This is a genomic window from Luteimonas sp. MC1828 (genome assembly GCF_016461615.1).
Classification (GTDB): domain Bacteria; phylum Pseudomonadota; class Gammaproteobacteria; order Xanthomonadales; family Xanthomonadaceae; genus Luteimonas.
Map to the genome: position 1 here is coordinate 463,378 of NZ_JAEMNY010000001.1, position 18,222 is coordinate 481,599.

Annotated in this window: 17 protein-coding genes and 2 pseudogenes; 6 read left to right on the plus strand and 13 right to left on the minus strand. The window is 70.1% G+C overall.

What is annotated here, in order from left to right; all coding sequences use genetic code 11:
* Nucleotides 1–43: 43 nt before the first annotated feature.
* The 10 genes and pseudogenes from JHB91_RS02285 to JHB91_RS02330 all read right to left on the minus strand — a co-directional run bounded on the left by JHB91_RS02285 (nucleotide 44) and on the right by JHB91_RS02330 (nucleotide 7,439).
* Complete coding sequence (locus tag JHB91_RS02285) at nucleotides 44–1,129, minus strand: tetratricopeptide repeat protein (protein WP_199471147.1); 1,086 nt, start codon at nucleotides 1,127–1,129, stop codon at nucleotides 44–46.
* On the minus strand, nucleotides 1,129–1,587 hold the full coding sequence (locus JHB91_RS02290) for a cytochrome c-type biogenesis protein (protein WP_199471150.1): 459 nt from the start codon (nucleotides 1,585–1,587) through the stop codon (nucleotides 1,129–1,131). The genes JHB91_RS02285 and JHB91_RS02290 overlap by 1 nt, the downstream gene beginning before the upstream one ends.
* Entirely contained in the window at nucleotides 1,587–2,162 is a 576-nt protein-coding gene (locus tag JHB91_RS02295; protein ID WP_199372782.1) for a DsbE family thiol:disulfide interchange protein, read from the minus strand. The genes JHB91_RS02290 and JHB91_RS02295 overlap by 1 nt, the downstream gene beginning before the upstream one ends.
* Nucleotides 2,159–4,081 (minus strand): heme lyase CcmF/NrfE family subunit, encoded by a 1,923-nt coding sequence (locus JHB91_RS02300; RefSeq protein ID WP_199471153.1) that lies wholly within the window; start codon nucleotides 4,079–4,081, stop codon nucleotides 2,159–2,161. The genes JHB91_RS02295 and JHB91_RS02300 overlap by 4 nt, the downstream gene beginning before the upstream one ends.
* Nucleotides 4,082–4,570 carry a cytochrome c maturation protein CcmE gene (gene ccmE, locus JHB91_RS02305; RefSeq protein WP_199372780.1) on the minus strand — a complete coding sequence of 163 codons (489 nt, stop codon included), beginning with the start codon at nucleotides 4,568–4,570 and terminating at the stop codon, nucleotides 4,082–4,084.
* Nucleotides 4,571–4,666: 96 nt separating this feature from the next.
* A pseudogene (locus JHB91_RS14080) lies at nucleotides 4,667–4,723 on the minus strand (hypothetical protein); the annotation flags it as partial.
* 10 nt (nucleotides 4,724–4,733) lie between these two features.
* Nucleotides 4,734–5,483: a heme ABC transporter permease gene (locus tag JHB91_RS02315; protein ID WP_199373233.1), complete on the minus strand. Its 750-nt coding sequence runs from the start codon at nucleotides 5,481–5,483 to the stop codon at nucleotides 4,734–4,736.
* A 139-nt stretch (nucleotides 5,484–5,622) separates the two neighbouring features.
* Nucleotides 5,623–6,291: a heme exporter protein CcmB gene (gene ccmB / locus JHB91_RS02320; protein WP_199372778.1), complete on the minus strand. Its 669-nt coding sequence runs from the start codon at nucleotides 6,289–6,291 to the stop codon at nucleotides 5,623–5,625.
* Nucleotides 6,291–6,938: a heme ABC exporter ATP-binding protein CcmA gene (ccmA, locus tag JHB91_RS02325; protein ID WP_199471156.1), complete on the minus strand. Its 648-nt coding sequence runs from the start codon at nucleotides 6,936–6,938 to the stop codon at nucleotides 6,291–6,293. The genes ccmB and ccmA overlap by 1 nt, the downstream gene beginning before the upstream one ends.
* A gap of 36 nt (nucleotides 6,939–6,974) precedes the next feature.
* A complete protein-coding gene (locus JHB91_RS02330; RefSeq protein ID WP_199471159.1) occupies nucleotides 6,975–7,439 on the minus strand; it encodes a DUF3293 domain-containing protein in 465 nt (154 codons plus the stop codon).
* A 96-nt stretch (nucleotides 7,440–7,535) separates the two neighbouring features.
* Here JHB91_RS02330 and JHB91_RS02335 point away from each other — a divergent pair, with 96 nt between their 5' ends.
* From JHB91_RS02335 to JHB91_RS02345, 3 genes are read left to right on the plus strand one after another with little or no spacing between them, the layout of a single operon-like run.
* Nucleotides 7,536–8,681: a pyridoxal phosphate-dependent aminotransferase gene (locus JHB91_RS02335; protein WP_199471162.1), complete on the plus strand. Its 1,146-nt coding sequence runs from the start codon at nucleotides 7,536–7,538 to the stop codon at nucleotides 8,679–8,681.
* A 45-nt stretch (nucleotides 8,682–8,726) separates the two neighbouring features.
* Nucleotides 8,727–9,524 carry an amidohydrolase gene (locus tag JHB91_RS02340; protein ID WP_199471165.1) on the plus strand — a complete coding sequence of 266 codons (798 nt, stop codon included), beginning with the start codon at nucleotides 8,727–8,729 and terminating at the stop codon, nucleotides 9,522–9,524.
* 60 nt (nucleotides 9,525–9,584) lie between these two features.
* The gene (locus tag JHB91_RS02345) at nucleotides 9,585–9,872 is read left to right on the plus strand and encodes a DUF3247 family protein (RefSeq protein ID WP_199372773.1); all 288 of its coding nucleotides are present in this window, start codon (nucleotides 9,585–9,587) and stop codon (nucleotides 9,870–9,872) included.
* A 45-nt stretch (nucleotides 9,873–9,917) separates the two neighbouring features.
* Here the strand turns inward: JHB91_RS02345 and JHB91_RS02350 are convergent, their stop codons facing one another.
* The 3 genes and pseudogenes from JHB91_RS02350 to JHB91_RS02360 form a co-directional block, all read right to left on the minus strand.
* Nucleotides 9,918–11,528, minus strand: coding sequence for a pseudouridine synthase (locus JHB91_RS02350; protein ID WP_199471167.1), 1,611 nt, complete (start codon nucleotides 11,526–11,528; stop codon nucleotides 9,918–9,920).
* A gap of 217 nt (nucleotides 11,529–11,745) precedes the next feature.
* Nucleotides 11,746–12,327: pseudogene (gene scpB, locus JHB91_RS02355) on the minus strand (SMC-Scp complex subunit ScpB); the annotation flags it as partial.
* Nucleotides 12,328–12,353: 26 nt separating this feature from the next.
* A complete protein-coding gene (locus JHB91_RS02360) occupies nucleotides 12,354–13,298 on the minus strand; it encodes a ScpA family protein (protein ID WP_199471174.1) in 945 nt (314 codons plus the stop codon).
* Between the two features lie 350 nt (nucleotides 13,299–13,648).
* On the opposite strand from JHB91_RS02360, the gene JHB91_RS02365 reads away from it, so the two are divergent.
* The 3 genes from JHB91_RS02365 to JHB91_RS02375 all read left to right on the plus strand — a co-directional run bounded on the left by JHB91_RS02365 (nucleotide 13,649) and on the right by JHB91_RS02375 (nucleotide 18,171).
* The gene (locus tag JHB91_RS02365) at nucleotides 13,649–13,948 is read left to right on the plus strand and encodes a YciI family protein (protein WP_199472625.1); all 300 of its coding nucleotides are present in this window, start codon (nucleotides 13,649–13,651) and stop codon (nucleotides 13,946–13,948) included.
* A gap of 125 nt (nucleotides 13,949–14,073) precedes the next feature.
* On the plus strand, nucleotides 14,074–15,111 hold the full coding sequence (locus JHB91_RS02370) for a LacI family DNA-binding transcriptional regulator (protein WP_199471176.1): 1,038 nt from the start codon (nucleotides 14,074–14,076) through the stop codon (nucleotides 15,109–15,111).
* 114 nt (nucleotides 15,112–15,225) lie between these two features.
* Nucleotides 15,226–18,171 (plus strand): TonB-dependent receptor, encoded by a 2,946-nt coding sequence (locus JHB91_RS02375; RefSeq protein WP_199471179.1) that lies wholly within the window; start codon nucleotides 15,226–15,228, stop codon nucleotides 18,169–18,171.
* Nucleotides 18,172–18,222 lie beyond the last annotated feature (51 nt).

The window sequence follows — 18,222 nt, forward strand, 5'->3', positions numbered from 1 at the left end:
GTCTAGACTGCGACGCCGCCGCGGCCGTGGCGACGGCCGCACCTCATTTCTTCGCGGCACCGATCACGAGCTCGACGGTGTCGTCCGTCGGCAGCGTGACCCGCACCTGCGCCGATTCGATGTCGTCGGCGCTGCGGTCCGCGGTGCCGCTGGCGGACAGGCGCGCGGTCACCACCACCTCGCGCAGCTGCGACAGCTTGCTGGTGGGCATGGGGCTGTCGGCGTCGTCGAGCACGATGTCGAGCGGCAGGTCCTGGATGGCGTGACGCTCGGCCGCCACCGGCATCGGCGGGCCATCCGGCGCGCGCGCCATGACGAACACCGTGGCGTCGCCGCGCAGGCGGACGCGCGCGGCGAAGTCGGGATCGAGGCTGATCTTGACGCGCAGGCCAGGCGACGCCGCTCCTGCCGTCGACGGCGCACCTGCGCTCGGCGCAGCACCGCCAGCGCTGGCGGTATCGCCCGGTGCAACACCGGCGGCCTTGCGCGCGATGTCGATCTGCGCGCGCAGGCTCAACGCGGTGGCGGCGTCGACGTCGGGCAGCAGTGCCTCCCAGGTGGCGGCGGCTTCGGCGTCCAGGCCGCGCTGGCGCTGGGCGATGCCGATGAACCAGCGCGCGCGCTGGTCGCGCGGCTGGTGGGCGACCGCGCGCTCCAGCAGCGCCAACGCGGCATCGTCGAACAGCTTGCGGGGGTGCGCTTCGGCGCGCGCCTGTGCGGCCTCCACCAGCAGGGCCGGATCATCGGGGACGAGGTCCAGCGCCTTTGCGTAGGCGGCGTTGGCGCCCTCCGCATCGCCCTGCGCCTTGAGCGAGCGCGCCAGCAGCTGCCAACCTTCGGGCTGGTCGGGATCGCGCTCGAGCGCTTCGCGAAGCTCGGCAACCGCCGCCTGGAACGCAGCCGGATCGACCGCTTCCGTGGCGCCTGCAGGTGCCGCTGCCACGCTGCGCGCCGGGGCTTCGAGCGCCGCCGGGTTGCCGAGGATCTGGTACAGCGCCAGCGCGAGCACCGGCACCACGGCCACCACGCCTGCGTACGCGCGGGGCGAGGCCCTGCGCAGCGGCAGAGCCACGAAGCCCGTCGCGACCAGCGCGACCAGCAGCAGCGTGAGCATGAACGCGATGGCCATCACCACTCCTGCCTGTCGTCATCGGGTGCGAGACGGTTCGCGCCGGCGCGCTTGCGCACCACGTGGACCAGCGCCGCTGCGCCCAGCAGCAGGACAATGCCCGGGCCGAACCACAGCAGCCAGGTGCCGCCGCCAAGCTGCGGGCGATACAGCACGAACTCGCCGTAGCGTTCGACGAGGAACGTCTTGATCTCCGCATCGCTGCGGCCCTCGCGTATCAGGTCGAAGATCTCGCGGCGCAGGTCGTGGGCGATCGCCGCGTCGGAATCGGCCAGCGACTGGTTCTGGCACATCACGCAGCGCAGCTCGGACACCAGCGCGTGGAAGCGGCGCTCCTCTTCGCGGTCGCGGAACTCCAGCGGTGCCACGTCCTGAACCACCTGCGCCATGGCCGGGGCCGGCGGCAGCAGCGCGAGCAGCAGGCACGCAAGCAACGCGAGCAGTGCGGTGCGCGCCATCATCCTTCCTTCGCCATGGCGTCCACCATCGGGGCCAGCACCTCGTCGACGATCTCGTCGGTCAGCGGGCCGACGTGCTTCCAGCGGATGATGCCCTCGGCGTCGACCAGGAACGTCTCCGGCGCGCCATAGATGCCCCACTGGATTGCCGTGCGGCCTTCGTAGTCGGCGATCACCACCCAGTAGGGGTTGCCGAACTGTTCCAGCCAGCGCAGCGCATCGGCCGGCTCGTCCTTCCAGTTGTAGCCGACGACGCGGATGCGCTTGGTCTCTGCGTACTTCGCCAGCACCGGATGCTCGTCGCGGCAGGCCGGGCACCAGCTTCCCCAGATGTTGAGCAGGTAGGGCTGGCCACGCAGGTCGGCGCTGCCGACGCGGTAGCTGGCATCGTGCAGGACCGGCAGCGAGAACTCCGGTGCCGCCCGTCCGATCAGCGGTGACGGCAATGACTCGCGGTCGGCGCGGTCGGACTGGCGGACGCCGTAATAGAGCAGCGCGACCAGGACGATGAAACCGGCCGCAATGGCGAGGGCAAGGAGGCGGCGGCCGCGGCTTGCGGGTGCGGGCGTGTTCATTGCGCCTCCCTTGGTGGCAGCTTGAAGCGCCGGTCGGTGGCGGTCACGAATCCGCCCAGCGCCATCAGCAGCGCGCCAGCCCAGATCCAGCGCACGAACGGTTTGACGTGCAGGCGCACCGCCCAGGCGTCGCCGCCCAGTGGCTCGCCAAGCGCCACGAAGACGTCGGCGCGCACGCCGGCGTGGATGCCTGCATCGGTCATCACCTGGCCACCGCTCGCGTACGCACGCTTTTCCGGATGCAGCAGCGTCAGCGGCTTGTCGTCGCGGAATACCTGCACCGTGCCACGCTCGGCCATGTAGTTGGGACCCGGCACGCGCTCCACGCCGTCGAAGCGGAACGCGTAGCGCCCGATCTCGTGTGTTTGCCCGGGCATCATCGGCAGTTCGCGCAGCACGTTCTGCGCCTCCACCAGCAGCGCGCCCATCACGAATACCGCCACCCCCAGGTGCGCCAGGGTCATGCCCAGCATCTCGGCGGTGAGGCGGCCGCCCTGTGCGCGGAAGCGCGTCCACACGAAGCGCAGCGTGCCGAACGCGACCCACGCGGCACCGCCCACGCCGGCCGCGGTCTTGGCCGCGCCCTGCGGCGCGGTGAACCAGGCGATGGCAGCGAGTGCCAACGCCAGCGCGAACCACGGCGCCAGCATCGCCAGCGGCCGCGACGGCTGCTCCTGCTGCCAACGGGTGAGTGGTCCGAACGGAATCAGCAGCACCAGCGGCGCCATGAGCACCAGGAACAGCGTGCCGAAGTAGGGCGGGCCGACCGAGATCTTGCCGAGGTCGAGCGCGTCGGCGATCAGCGGGTACAGCGTGCCGAGCAGCACCATCGCGCAGGCCGAGGCCAGCAGCAGGTTGTTGACCAGGAGCAGGGTCTCGCGCGAGCTCGCGGCGAACGGCTTGCCGTCCTGCATCTTCGGCGCGCGCAGCACGTACACCAGCAGCGCGGCGCCGATCACGACGCCCAGGAAGACCAGGATGAACAACCCCCGCGACGGGTCGGCCGCAAACGAATGCACGCTGGTCAGCACGCCCGAACGCACCAGGAACGCGCCCAGCAGAGACAGCGAGAACGCGGCGATCGCCAGCAGGATCGTCCAGCTGTTGAAGCTGCCGCGCTTCTCGCTGACCGCCTGCGAATGCAGCAGCGCCGCGCCCACAAGCCACGGCATGAAGCTCGCGTTCTCCACCGGATCCCAGAACCACCAGCCGCCCCAGCCAAGCTCGTAGTAGGCCCACCAGCTGCCCAGCGCGATGCCGAGCGTCAGGAAGCCCCAGGCGACGTTGGTCCACGGCCGCGTCCAGCGCAGCCAGCGCTTGTCGAGATCGCCCTCGAGCAGCGCGGCGATGGAGAACGCGAACGGCACCACGAAGCCGATGTAGCCGATGTAGAGCATCGGTGGATGGATGATCATCCCCGGGTCCTGCAGCAGCGGGTTGAGGTCGTGGCCTTCCAGGGCCGCCGGAAGCAGGCGTTCGAACGGGTTGGATGTGAACAGCAGGAACGACAGGAAACCCACCGCGACCAGGCCGATCACCCCGAGCGCGCGTGCGCTGAAATGCAGCGGCATGCGCCCCGAGGTCAGCGCCACAGCGGCGTTCCAGGCGGCAAGCATCAGCGACCAGAGCAGCAGCGAGCCCTCGTGTGAGCCCCACACCGCGGTGTAGCGGTAGACCATCGGCAACAGCGAGTTGGAGTTGTCGGCCACGTAGCGGACCGAGAAGTCCTGGCCGACGAACGCCGCGGTGAGCGCCGCGTATGCCGCGGCCATCAGGACGAGCTGGGCGATCGCGGCGGGGCGCGCCACCGCCATCCAGGCCGCATGCCCGCGACTGGCGCCGGCCAGCGGCAACACGCCCTGCAGCAGTGCGAACAGCAGCGCGAGGACCAGCGCGGCCTGGCCGAGCTCCGGCAACACCTAGCGTTCGCCCGGTGCCGGCGCGGCGGGCAGGGCGACGTCGTGCTTCTGGTGCGCCAGGCCCATCTTGTCGGCGACCTCCTTGGGCACGTAGGTCTCGTCGTGCTTGGCCAGCACCTGCTCGGCGACGAAGGTGCCGTCATCGCGCATGCGGCCGGTCGCCACCACCGCCTGCTTCTCACGGAACAGGTCCGGGAGGATGCCGGCGAACACCACCGGCATCTCCGCGTCGCCGTCGGTGACGCGGAAGTGCGCCTCCATCGAACCCGCCTCGCGGCGGAACGAATCGCCCGCCACCATGCCCCCGAGCCGGAAACGGGTTGCGCCCGAGGCGACTTCGGTGCCGGCGCGTCCGTCGAGGATCTCCGCTGGCGTGTACAGGTAGGCCACGTTGCGCTGCAGTGCCGCGGCGACCAGCACGGCGACCAGGCTTGCGGCCACGACCAGCGCGACCACGAACCACAGGCGCCGGCGTCGGGTGGGATTCATCGCTTCAATTCTCCAGTGGTGTCGGTGCGCCGTGGCGCCTGCCGCGCGGACTGCCGCCGCACGATGCGCAGCTGCCGCGCGATGCGCAGCCGCGGTATGACGAAATCCCAGGCCAGCATGGCCACGAACACGGCGTACGCGGCGATCACGTATTCGCGGTAGCTCATGTCCGCGCCTCCAACTGCTTGCGCACCCAGTCCTTGCCGGCTTCGCGCTGCAGGTTGTCGGCGCGCGCGCGCGCCAGCAACGAGCCGGCGAACCACAGCTTGGTGCCGACCAGCATCCAGACCAGCGGCGGCAGCATGCTCGCGTCCATCGACGATTCGCCGAACAAGCGGATGGTCTGGCCCTGGTGCAGCGAGTTCCACCACACCACCGAGTAGCGGATCACCGGCAGCATCACCACGCCGACCACGGCGAGCAGGCCGGCGGCGCGCGCCGCGGCGCGGCGGTCGTCGATGGCGTGGTACAGCCCGATCACGCCGAGGTACAGGAACAGCAGCACGAGTTCCGTCGTCAGGCGCGGGTCCCAGTCCCACCAGGTGCCCCACATCGGCTTGCCCCAGATCGAGCCGGTCAGCAGGGTCACCAGCGTGAACGCGGCGCCGACCGGCGCGCAGGCCATCGCCAGGATCTCGCAAAGCTTGATGCGCCAGACCAGCGCGATCGCTGCGTACAGCGCCATCAGCCCGAACACCGCCAGGCTCATCCAGGCCGCCGGCACGTGGATGTAGAGGATGCGGAAGCTGTCGCCCTGCTGGTAGTCCGCGGGTACCTGGAACAACGCGCCATACGCGCCGACCGCCATCACCAGCAGTCCGACGCCATACCCCCACGGCGCCCAGCGCGCTGCGAAGCGGTCGAAGTAGGGGGGCGACCCGAGCTGGTGGAACCAGCGGATCACCGGGTGCATCTGCGACATCAGGTTCTCGCCAGGCGGAGGGGGCAGGGCCCCACAGGGCAGGGAGCGTGCCGTATTGTCGGACATGTCCCGCTGGCCGGCCATTTTTTCAGGTTTCACGCGTCGGGCCAAGCACGATGGCCGGGACGGTTCAGCCCAGCGCGATGCGGATCGCCGCCGCCGCAGCCAGCGGTGCCAGCACCAGCGCCGCCACCAGGCCTGCCGCCAGCAGCAACAGCCCGCCGACCGGATCGAAGCCCTGCGCGGCCGCGGTGACCGCGCCGGCACCGAACACCAGCACCGGCACGTACAGCGGCAGCGCGAGCAGCGCGACCAGGATCCCGGAGCGGCGCATGCCGACGGTAAGCGCGGCCACCACTGCGCCGAGCAGCGCCAGCAGCGGCGTGCCCAGCGCCATCGAGACCATCAATACCGGCAGGTGCGCGCGCGGCAAGCCCATCAGTTCAGCCAGCAGCGGCATCACCACCAGCAGCGGCAGCGAGGTCGTCAGCCAGTGCGTGACCACCCGCACCAGCACCAGCCAGGCCAGCGGTACGGGCGCGAGCAGCCATTGCTCCAGCGAACCATCGTCGGCATCGCCGCGGAACAGTGTGTCCAGCGCCAGCAGCCCTGACAGCAGCACCGCCACCCACAGCGCGCCCGGCGCCACCCGCGCCAGCATCACCGGCTCGTTGCCCAGGGCGAGCGCGAACAGCACCAGCACCAGCAGCGCGAACAGCGCCGGCTGCAGGGCATCGCCGCGCCGCCGCCACAGCAGGCGCAGGTCGCGCACGACCAGCGCGCGGGCCGCCGGCCACATCACGACGGCCGCTCCAGCGTCAGCAGGCGCGTGCGCACCGGCGGTGCCGCGTAGGCGCCGTGGGTGGTGACCAGCGCCGCGCCGCCCTCGCGCAGGTGCGCCTGGACCATGCGGTTGACCAGTTCGATGCCGTCCAGGTCGAGATTGGCGTAGGGCTCGTCGAGCAGCCACAGCGGCGCCGGCGACAGCCACAGGCGCGCCAGCGACAGGCGTTTGCGCTGGCCGGCCGACAGCTGGCGGGCCAGCGCGTCCTCGTAGCCGGCAAGGCCCACGGTGGCCATCGCATCTTCGAGCGACATGCCGGGGCGCTTGCCGTGCAGGCCGCACAGGAACTCCAGGTTCTCGAGCGCGCCCAGGTCCGCCTTCTGCGCCGCGAGGTGGCCGAGGTAAGCCACCAGGCGCGCGCGCAGGGCGGGGGCCGCTGGCTGTCCCTGCAGCCGGAGCTCGCCGCCGTCGGCGTGCAGCAGGCCTGCCAGTACGCGCAGCAGGGTGGTCTTGCCGGCGCCGTTGTCGCCCTGCACCAGCAGCGCCTCGCCTGCGGCCACGTCGAAATCGACCGGCCCGAACACCGGCAGCTCGTTGCGGGCGAAGCGCAGGCCGCGCGCGGACAGCAGCGGCGTTGGTGGCGGGTCAGGGGTCTCGGGCATCGTGCGGCCGCGGCCGCGACGGCGACCAGGTGGCCGTCATTCTAGCCAGTCGACCGCTTCATCGCGCTCGAAGCCCACCGGCCGGGCCGCGTACATGCGCAGGCGCACCACGCCGCCGCGCGGCCACCACAGCGTGCCGAGCTGCTCGAAACGCCGTGCGAGCGCATCGAACTCGTTGACGGCCATGTCCATCACCAGCCACCCCGGCTCACGCCAGCTGCGGTTGACCGCGGACGCGAAGGCGGGCAGGTGCGGCGTGCCGCCGGCCAGCAGCGTGTCCTGCAGGACGGCATCCTGTTCGCGGTTGACGGCTTCCTCGCGCGGCACGGAATCCGGATCCCAGGCCGACAGGAGTCCGAAGCTCGCGGCCGCCGGGTAGGCCAGCTCGAGCGCCGGCATCGGCAGGCCGATGCGCACGTCGTGCCAGTCGCCGTCCAGCCCCCAGCGGTACTCGGCATCGAGGTAGGCATGTGCCAGCCGCGCCAGTGCTTGGGCATCCATGGGCGGCGGGGCGTGCATGCCGGAGATTTAACCTGTTGCCGCCGCTTCCGTAAACTCCATCGTTTCCCGGCGCGGTGCCGGGATGGAGGAATTGCGATGCCCGGCACCAAACTGCCCAAGGTCGGCACCACCATCTTCAGCGTGATGTCGCAGCTCGCCGCCGAGCACGGCGCGGTCAACCTGGGCCAGGGGTTCCCGGATTTCGACGTGCCCATGCGACTGGTCGATGCGCTGGACCGCGCGATGCGTGCGGGCCACAACCAGTACGCGCCGATGACCGGCATCCCGGCGCTGCGCGAGGCGATCGCCGACAAGACCGCCGCGCTGTACGGCCATCGCCCGGATCCGGACACCGAGGTCACGGTCACCAGCGGTGCCACCGAAGCGATCTTCAACGCCATCCACGCCGTGGTCCGCGCCGGCGACGAGGTGGTGGTGCTGGATCCGGCCTACGACTGCTACGAGCCGGCGATCGACCTGGCCGGCGCGCGCACGGTGCACGTGCCGCTGGACCCGGCGACGTTCGCGCCCGACTGGCAGCGCGTCCGCGACGCCATCGGCCCGCGCACGCGCATGCTGATCATCAATTCGCCGCACAACCCCTCGGGCGCGATGCTGTCGGCGGCCGACATGGACGAGGTGGCCGCGATCGTCGCCGGGACCGGCATCTGGCTGCTGTCCGACGAGGTCTACGAGCACATCGTCTTCGATGGCGCGCGCCATGAATCGGCGCTGCGCCATCCGGCGCTGCGCGAGCGTACGTTCGTGGTCTCGAGCTTCGGCAAGACCTACCACTGCACCGGCTGGAAGGTCGGCTACTGCATCGCGCCGCCCGGGCTGTCCGTCGAGTTCCGCAAGGTCCACCAGTACAACGTGTTCTGTACGTTCGCGCCGGCGCAGCACGCCTTCGCGGAGATGCTGCGCGAGGAGCCGGAGCACCATCTCGGCCTTGGCGCGTTCTACGAAGCCAAGCGCGACGCCTTCCGCGCCCGGTTGCTTGAAACGCGGCTGCTGCCGCTGCCGGTGCCGGGCGGCTACTTCCAACTGGTCGACTATTCCGGCGTCAGCGACCTCGACGATGCCGCGTTCTGCCGCTGGCTGACCGTGGAGCATGGCGTCGCGGCCATTCCGCTATCGCCGTTCTACGAGACGCCGCCGGCCGGCCAGCGCCTGGCACGGCTGTGCTTCGCCAAGAACGAGGCCACGCTGGACGCCGCGATCGAGCGGCTGCGGCTGCTCTGACCGCGGGCGATGCGCAACCGTGCCGCGACCGATTAAGATCGTGGCATGGACAATCTGCGCATCTCCCTGGTGCAGGGCGACACGCTCTGGCACGACCCCGCCGGCAACCGCGACTACTACGGTGAGCTGATCGCGCCGCTGCGCGGCACCACCGACCTGGTGCTGCTGCCGGAAACCTTCACCAGCGGCTTCAGCAACGATGCCATCGACCAGGCCGAAGGCATGGACGGGCCGACTGTCGCGTGGATGCGCCAGCACGCCAGGGCGATCGGCGCGGTCGTGACCGGCAGCGTGCAGCTGCGCGAAGGCGACCAGGTGTTCAACCGCCTGCTCTGGGTCGACCCGCGTTGCGACGTGCTGCATTACGACAAGCGCCACCTGTTCCGCTATGCCGGCGAGCACAAGCGCTACGCCGCGGGCAAGGCGCGGCTGGTTGTCGAGCTCAAGGGTTGGCGGATCAATCCGCTGGTCTGCTACGACCTGCGTTTCCCGGTGTTCGCGCGCAACCGCCAGGACGCGGACGGGCGCCCGGATTTCGACCTGCAGTTCTACATCGCCAACTGGCCGGCGGCGCGCGCCCACGCGTGGAAAACGCTGCTCCGCGCGCGCGCCATCGAGAACCTGTGCTACGTGGCCGGCCTGAACCGCGTCGGCCGCGACGGCAACGGGCTGGCATACGATGGCGACAGCGCGGTGATCGACTTCATGGGCACGGCGCTGAGCGAATGCACCGACGAGGAAGTGGTGGTCACCACGACCTTGCTGGCCGACGAGCTCGCAGCCCATCGCGCGCGGTTCCCTGCGCTGCTCGACGGCGACGCCTTCAGCCTCGACGGGATCTGATCGCGCGCCGTTGACGATCGCCGGGGCACGATGGCGTCATCACCGCGCCAGGAGCCGGCCATGGGCCAGGTCGCCCCGAGGGTACTCACCCGTAACGAGGACATCCGTGCGATCGAGGCGCGCAGCACCCTGCTGCCCGACGAGGCGATCGTGGCAGTGACCATGCGCGACGGCAGCCTGGTGCAGGGCACCGTCGCCATGCGGCCGATCGTGCAGGTGTTCATGGACACGGACGGGCACGAAGGGCTGAACGCGGTGGTCCGCATCGACGACGCGCACGATCCAACGCAGAGCCACTACCTGTGGCTGGACGCCATCAGCGCGATCCGCCAGCTCGGCACCGCCTAGGCACGGCCCCCGCGCATGCGGGGAGCCGTGCAACGCATTTCGAAGTCAGGCGCCGCGACGTCCGCCGCCGCCGCCACCGGGACCGCGCGGGCCGCGGTTGCCACCCGCCGGGCGACTGCCACCGGGGCGATTTCCGCCGGGCTTGCCTGCGCCGGGGTTGCCACCGGGACGGCCGCCGGGGCGGCCGGGGCCGGCACTGGCGCCCGGGCGCCCACCACCCGGACGCGCGCCCGCCGGGCGTGCGCCGCGCGGACGTTCCTGCGCCGCATACCCGCCGGCGTGATCGGAGGGGAACGAGGGCGCATTGCCGGGATGGCCGTACGGGCGCGCCGCACGCTGGGGCTTGCCGCCACCCGGGCCGCCGCCGGCACCGCCGGGACGCCCCTGGCCGCCGCCGGGGCGGCCCTGGCCGCCACCCGGCCCGGCCTTGCGCGCGCCATACGGCTTCGGCGCGCCCGGTCCAGCGTTGCGGTGGCCGCTCGGGCCGGTCTCGACGCCGTCGGGCACGTACCAGCTGCGGAACGCGGCGGGGTTGCCTTCCGGTAGCGCGCGCTGGTCGCGGCGCTGCTTGAGCGGGTTGTGCGACTGGCGTGCCGCCGCCTCGCCGGTGACGGTCAGGCCACCGGAGGGGCGGTGCTGGCCGCGACGGCCGCGATCCTCGCGGACGTTGTCGAAGCGACGCAGTTCGCGGCCTTCGTCGGCGGTGCTGTGGCCGCCGACGTAGCCGGCGGAACGCGGGCGGTCGCCGACGTGCACGGTAGACTTGGACGCCCTGCGCTGGCCGATCACCGGCAGCAGGGTGAGCGCCGCGGGGGCGCCGTCATCGAGCTTGAGTTCGCGGCGCAGGGCCTCGACCTTGTCGGCCGCCAGCTCCTGCGACTGCCCGCGCAGCAGCGGCTGCGGCAGCTCCACCGCGCCGTAGCGGATGCGCTTGAGGCGGCTGACCTGGCAGCCCTGCGACTCCCACAGGCGGCGCACCTCGCGATTGCGGCCTTCCTTCAGCAGCACCTGGAACCATTCGTTGGAATCGGTGCCGCCGATGCGCTTGATCTCGTCGAACTTCGCCGGACCGTCCTCGAGCGCGACACCGCGACGCAGGCGGTCGATGATCTTCTCGTCCACGCTCTCCTCGCCTTCGGGTGCGCGCACGCGGCACACGTACTCGCGCGCGACCTCGAACGACGGATGCATCATCGCGTTGGCGATCTCGCCGTCGGTGGTCAGCAGCAGCAGGCCGGTGGTGTTGATGTCGAGGCGGCCGATGGCGATCCAGCGCGCGCCCTTCAGCGTCGGCAGCGAGTCGAAGATGGTCGGGCGACCTTCGGGATCCTCGCGCGTGGTGACCTCGCCTTCGGGCTTGTTGTAGATCAGCACGCGCGCGGGTTCGGTCAGCGCGCTGGCCACGAAGCTGCGGCCGTCGAGCTCGACGCGGTCGCCGCCGCGGATGCTCATGCCGGTCTGCGCGACTTCGCCGTTCACCTTCACCAGGCCGTCCGCGATGCGCTGCTCGAGCGCGCGCCGCGAACCCAGCCCGGCCTGCGCGAGCACCTTGTGCAGGCGTTCTTCCATGCGCGGGGTGGCGGCCTCGGGGACGCCGTTGGCGTCGGTGCCGCGCTTGAGCGACAGCTTGCGGCCGCCCTTCTTGTCTTCAGTCATTCTCTGCTCCGGTGCTGTCGCCTTCTACGGCGAGGGCATCTGTGTATGCCGCGTCCTGCGGCTGGGTTGTATCGAGATCCGGCGCGGCGGTGTCCGCGGCGTCCGGGGTTGTGTGGTCTGGCGCCGTGTCCGCGGTGCCATCGGTGTCGTCCATTTCGCTGTCGTCGTCGCCGATGTCATCGAGCTCGTCGAGCCTGTCGATCGCGACACCGCCGACGGGCATCGCGCCGTCGGCCGGAACGCGGTCGAACACCAGCTGCGGTTCCAGTTCGCCGAAGTCCTTGAGTTCGGACAGCGGCGGCAGTTCGTCCAGGCGCTTCAGCCCGAAATAATCGAGGAAGCCCTTGGTGGTCCCCAGCAGCTCGGGGCGGCCCGGCACGTCGCGGTGGCCGACGACGCGGATCCATTCGCGTTCCTCGAGCGCCTTGATGATGTTGCTGCTGGTGGCCACGCCGCGCACCTGCTCGATCTCGCCGCGGGTGATCGGCTGCCGGTAGGCGATCAGCGCCAGGGTCTCCAGCGTGGCGCGCGTGTACTTCGTCTGGCGCTCGGTCCACAGCCGCGCGACCCAGGCGTGCACGTCGGCCTTCACCTGGTAGCGCCAGCCGGAGGCCACTTCGACCAGTTCCACGCCGCGCTGCGCGCATTCGGCCTGCAGCGCCTCGAGCGCCTGGGCGACGGCGTCATCGGGCGCCGGCTCGTCGAGCGGGAACAGCGCGTCGAGCTGGGCGACCGTCAGCGGCTGGCTGCTTGCGAGCAGCGCGGCTTCGACGATGCGTTTGGTCAGGTCTTGATCCATGGAGGTCCCGTGGCGGACGAGGCGCGTCAGTGCGCCGCGTCGTCGGTGGCGGTATCGCCGATGTCGTCGTCGAATTCGCTGGCGAACTCCAGCGGCGCGTCCTCGTCGCGGCCGATGGCCAGCGATTTGACGTAGATCGGCGCCAGGGGCGCCTCCTGCACGATCTCGAGCAGGCGTTCCTTGGCCAGCTCGAGGATCGACAGGAACGTGACGATGATGCCCAGCCGCCCTTCGCGCGCTTCGAACAGCTGTTCGAAGCGGTGGAAGGCGCCGTCCTCGAGACGGGTCAGCAGCTCGCCCATGCGCTGGCGGACGCTGAGCGCGTCGCGGCGGATGGCGTGCCCGGTGAACAGCTCGGCGCGCTTGAGCACGTCGTGCAGCGCCACCAGCATCTCGCGCAGGTCAACGGGCGGCGGCAGGCGTACCGAGGCGCGCTCGGGCACGTGCGCGCTGGCCACGGTGGTGTCGCGGTCGATGCGGGGCAGGGTGTCGATGTCCTCGGCGGCCTGCTTGAAGCGCTCGTATTCCTGCAGGCGGCGGACCAGGTCGGCGCGCGGATCGTCCTCAAGACCTTCCTCGCTCGGCGGCCGCGGCAGCAGCATCCGCGACTTGATCTCGGCCAGGATCGCGGCCATCACCAGGTATTCGGCGGCCAGTTCGAAACGCAGGTCCTGCATCACTCCGATGTAGGTCACGTACTGGCGGGTGATCTCCGCCACGGGGATGTCGAGGATGTCGAGGTTCTGGCGGCGGATCAGGTACAGCAGCAGGTCGAGCGGACCTTCGAACGCCTCCAGGATGACCTCGAGCGCGTCCGGCGGGATGTACAGGTCCTGAGGGATCTGCAGCACCGCCTGGCCGTGCACCACTGCCAGCGGCATCTCCTGCTGCTGCGGACGCCCGTCGCCGGCCCGCGGGGCGGGAACGTCGGCGTCTGGCACGTCGGCTGCGTTGGTGGCGGCTCGGGTCATCGGTGTTGCAGCCCCTCCGGGCCACTGGAACAAGAGGGAAGCGCACGCGGTGCGCTGCCTGGTGCCTCGGGTAAAAAGTCTTTGCGGCGGAAGCCGCGGCCTTGCTTCCGGACTCATGGCAGCTGCGCGCTACAACGCTGGGGCGTCGGCGGCGGTGGCCGGGTCGTCATCGGCGGGCCGGGAGGGGACAGGACGGGCGCGCTTGACGCCTCCGCTGTGTTCCGGCCTCGGAACTGGGCTTTAGGGTACGGGTAGCCGCGGTTGCTTGTCCAGCGCACCGATGAACCGCTTGCCGGGCGGAGCGCCGCGCTAGCATGCACGCATCCCTCTACAGCCCCGGAGCCTGGACCATGTGGTACGCCATCGAAGGGCGCGACGGGCCCGATGTCCTCGCCAAGCGCAACGCCGCGCGCGCCGACCACCTGGTGCGCCTCGAGCAGCTGCGTGACGAAGGCCGGCTGCTGCTGGCAGGTCCGTGCCCGGCGATCGATGCCGAGGATCCGGGCCCGGCCGGGTTCAGCGGCAGCATCGTGGTCGCGCGTTTCGCATCGCTGGACGAGGCGCGCGCCTGGGCGGATGCCGATCCCTATGTCGCGGCCGGCGTCTACGTCAGCGTCGAGGTCAGGCCGTTCCGCAAAGTCCTGCCTTGAGTCCGCGCGGCGTCGCACGGGCGCCGTGATCGTGCCGTTGGCTGTTGCGTTGCAGCATCGAGAGTCTTTGCCGGCGTTCCTGTAAACGCTTACATTCGCCTGCAATCCCAGCAGCACTGGATCCGATGGCCGTCACCATCAAGGATGTCGCCCGCGAGGCGGGGGTCTCGGTCGCCACGGTGTCGCGGGCGCTCAACGGGCAGCCCAACGTCACCGCCCCGGTGCGCGCGCGCGTGTTGCAGGTCGCGAATGACCTCCGCTACAGCCCGCATCACGCGGCGCGCGCGCTCAGCAGCCGGCGCAGCCACACCATCGGCGTGGTGCTGCCGGACCTGCACGGCGAATTCTTCTCCGAACTGATCCGTGGCATCGGCCAGGCGGCACGAGCCCATGGCCTGCACCTGCTGCTGTCCAGCGACCATGGCGACGCGGGCGGGCAGGGTGCGGCCCTGCTGGCCATGCGCGGCCGGGTGGATGGCGTGCTGGTGATGGCGCCAACCGACGGCGGCACCCGGTTCCTCGCCGACTACCTGGCGCCGACGCTGCCCGCCGTGCTGATCAATACCCGCGATCCCGAGGGCGCACGGCCGTGGGTGGGCGTCGACAACAATGGCGGCGCGCGCGCCATGGTCAGCCACCTTGTGGACGCCGGTCGTCGGCGCATCGCGTTCATTGCAGGACCGGTGGAAAACCACGACGCGCGTGAGCGCCTGCGCGGCTACCGCGACCAGCTCGCGGCCAGCCTTCCCGATGCCATCCCGATGGTGGTGGAGGGCGACTTCGACGAAGCCTCCGGCGCGCGCGCGGCGGCCAGCCTGCTCGCGCAAGACCCGCGACCGGATGCCGTGTTCGCGGCCAACGACGCCATGGCCATCGGATGCCTGCGCGCCTTCGTCGATGCCGGCGTGGAGGTGCCGGGCGAGATCGCGCTGGCGGGATTCGACGACATCCCGCTGGCCCGCCACGTGCACCCCGCACTCACCACCATGCGGGTAGATATCGCCGAGCTTGGGGCGTGCGCACTGCGCGTACTGTTGCAGGCACGGTCGGGGGGCGATGCTGGAGATGCCGGCGTGAAGGACGATGTGCGGCCGATCGTGCCGCAGCTCGTGGTCCGCGGGAGCAGCGTGCGTGCCGATGCCGGCGCACGCCCCCGGACCTGACCGGTGACGTCTACTCCACACGAAGCATTCCTGCCACGCCCCGCGTGGCAGCCAAAACCGGAACGACCGCCCTGGGAGGGGAGACAGATGACGCGATTCCGCACCAGTTCCAGCATGTCCCAGCGTTCGCTGCTGGCGGCCGCGCTTGCCACTGCACTGCTGCTTGGCGCGCCCGCGGCGTTCGCGCAGTCCACCGCGGCGACGATCCGCGGCCAGGTCATGCTGGATTCCGCACCCGCCGCGGACGCCGAGGTCACCGCCACCAACCTTGCCACGGGGCTGCGCCGCACGGTGCGCGCCAGCGCTGGCCGCTACAGCGTGGCCGGCCTGCCGCCGGGGGCCTATCGCGTCGACGTGACCGCCAACGGCCAGACCAGCAGCCGTGATGTGACGGTGCTGGTGGGCCAGACCGTCACGCTGGACATGGGCGTGGGCGGCATGGCGGAAACCGCACCGGCGGGTGATGCGACCAACCTGGACACGATGACCGTGACCGCGCCGATGCTGGTGGAGACCAGGACCTCCGAGGTCGCCACCTATGTCACCCAGAAACAGATCCAGGCGTTGCCGCAGGGCACGCGCAACTTCCTCGCCTTCGCCGACATCGTCCCGGGCATGCAGTTCACGCAGGGAGGCGATGGTTCCACGCGCCTGCGCTCGGGCGCCCAGGACGCCAGCGCGATCAACGTGTTCATCGACGGCGTGGGACAGAAGAACTACGTGCTGCCCGGCGGCGTGAGCGGGCAGGACTCGACGCGCGGCAACCCGTTCCCGCAGTCGGCGATCGGCGAGTACAAGGTGATCTCGTCCAACTACAAGGCCGAGTACGACCAGCTGAGCAGCGCGGCGATCACCGCGGTGACGCGCTCCGGCAGCAACGAGTTCGGCGGCAGCTTCTTCTGGGACCGGACTTCGACGGACTGGCGCTCCGCCACCGAGGGCGAAGAAGTGAGCGGCGACAAGGCCGAATTCAAGGAGGAGCAGTACGGCGCGACGTTCGAGGGCCCGATCATCCGCGACCGCCTGCAGTTCTTCCTCGCCTACGAGGCAAAGGAATACATTTCGCCGCGAACGGTGGTTCCGGGACAGGGGTTCAACAGCAGGCCCGGTGACCTGCCCGCGGAGCTGCAGCCGCTCATAGGCACTTTCAGCGCACCGTTCAAGCAGGACATGTATTTCGGCAAGCTGACCTGGACCCCGGGAGACGCGCACCTGGTCGAACTGACCGGCAAGTTCCGCGAAGAGACGGAGTTCAGCAATTTCGACGGCACCCGCACGCTGATGTACGGCAGCCGCAAGGACAACGACGACACGCGCGTCGACCTGCGCTACCAGTTCAGTGGCGAAGGCTTCCTCAACGACTTCCACATCACCTACGAAGACGCGTCCTGGCGGCCGCGCGCCGCCACCATCGCGCCGGGCTACGTGCTCACGCTCGATGATCCGGGCGAGGTGATCCTGGAGGCGGGCGGCGGGCCCGACTACCAGGACAAGGGCCAGAAGGGCTATTCGCTGCAGGACGACCTGACGTTCAGCGCGTTCGAATGGGCCGGAAGCCATACCGTCAAGATGGGCGTGAAGTACAAGGACGTGGACATCACCGCCCTCGAGCAGAACCCGTACAACGCCCAGTACTACTACGACCTCGACCAGGACCTCGCGGTGCCCTACCAGGTGCGCTTCGGTGCGCCACTGGGCGGGGTGGGCACGGGCAGCCTGACCACGTCGGGCAAGCAGTTCGGGATCTACCTGCAGGACGACTGGGAGGTCAACGACCGCCTGACGCTCAACCTCGGCCTGCGCTGGGACTACGAGACCAATCCCGCCTATACCGACTACGCCACTCCCGGCGACTTCGTCGCCGCACTGCGCGCCTGGGGCAACATCAACGCGCCGGGCTCCGGCATCGACATCGACAACTACATCAGCACGGGATCCGAGCGCGACGACTTCAAGGATGCCTGGCAGCCGCGGCTGGGCTTTTCATACGACATGAGCGGCGATGAGCGCCACGTGCTGTTCGGCGGCGCAGGGCGCTCGTACGATCGCAACCTGTTCACGCAGCTGGCGCTGGAGTCCACCAAGCACAGCTTCCCGCCGTATACCTACCGCTTCGATACGCCCGGGCATGCCTGCGACCAGGCGGCGCCGACCTGCCTGCCGTGGGATGAAAGCTTCTTCGACTCCACGGTGCTGCAGGCGCTGGTCAACGCCAATCCCAACCTCGGCGCCGAGCGCTACGTCCTGAACAACGACATCAAGACGCCGTATTCGGACCAGTTCAGCCTGGGCATGCGCAACCTTTATGGCGCATGGATCACCGAAGTCACGCTGTCGCACATCAAGAGCAACGACGGACTCGTGTTCCACCTCGGCAACCGGCGGCCGGGCGGTGATTTCTTCGCGCCCGGCACGACGTGGGGGCCGCCATGGGACGACGCGGCCTTCGGCGTTCCCGGCTACGGCCGCCTCATCATCGGCACCAACGGTCTGGAAACCCGCGCCAACAGCCTGGCGCTGAAGATCGACAAGCCCTACACGGCCGCTTCCGGCTGGGGCGTCACCGTTGCCTACACGTTCACCGATGCCGAGCAGAACGCCAATACCACCTCGGGTGGCGCGTTCGACTATCCGGACCTGTCGGGCTTCGGCTGGCTGGCCACCACCGGCGTGCCGGAGCACCGCATGGTGGCCACCGGCATCTACGACGCACCGGGGGGCATCACGCTTTCAGCCAAGCTCACCCTGGCGACGCCAAGCCCGCGCCAGGGCACCAACTGCCTGGCCGGCTGGAACGATTGCATCATCGATTACTACACGCCTGATGGCACGCTGGGCTTCAAGCAGTTCGACCTGGCCGCGTCGCGTACGTGGAAGGCCGGGGACAGCTTCAGCTTCTTCGTGCGCGGCGACCTGCTGAACGCCTTCAACTGGGTCAACTACGACGGTCGCGATGACTGGTTCGGGGCGCCGGGCGAGCCCAACCCGAATCTCGGTCGCCCCACCAGCCAGCTGCTGCCGACGCGCACCTTCAAGCTGTCGATGGGGTTCAACTGGTGAGCGGCGCCAGCGGCCGTAACCCCGTCTGCGCGGTGCGAAGGAGATCCACGG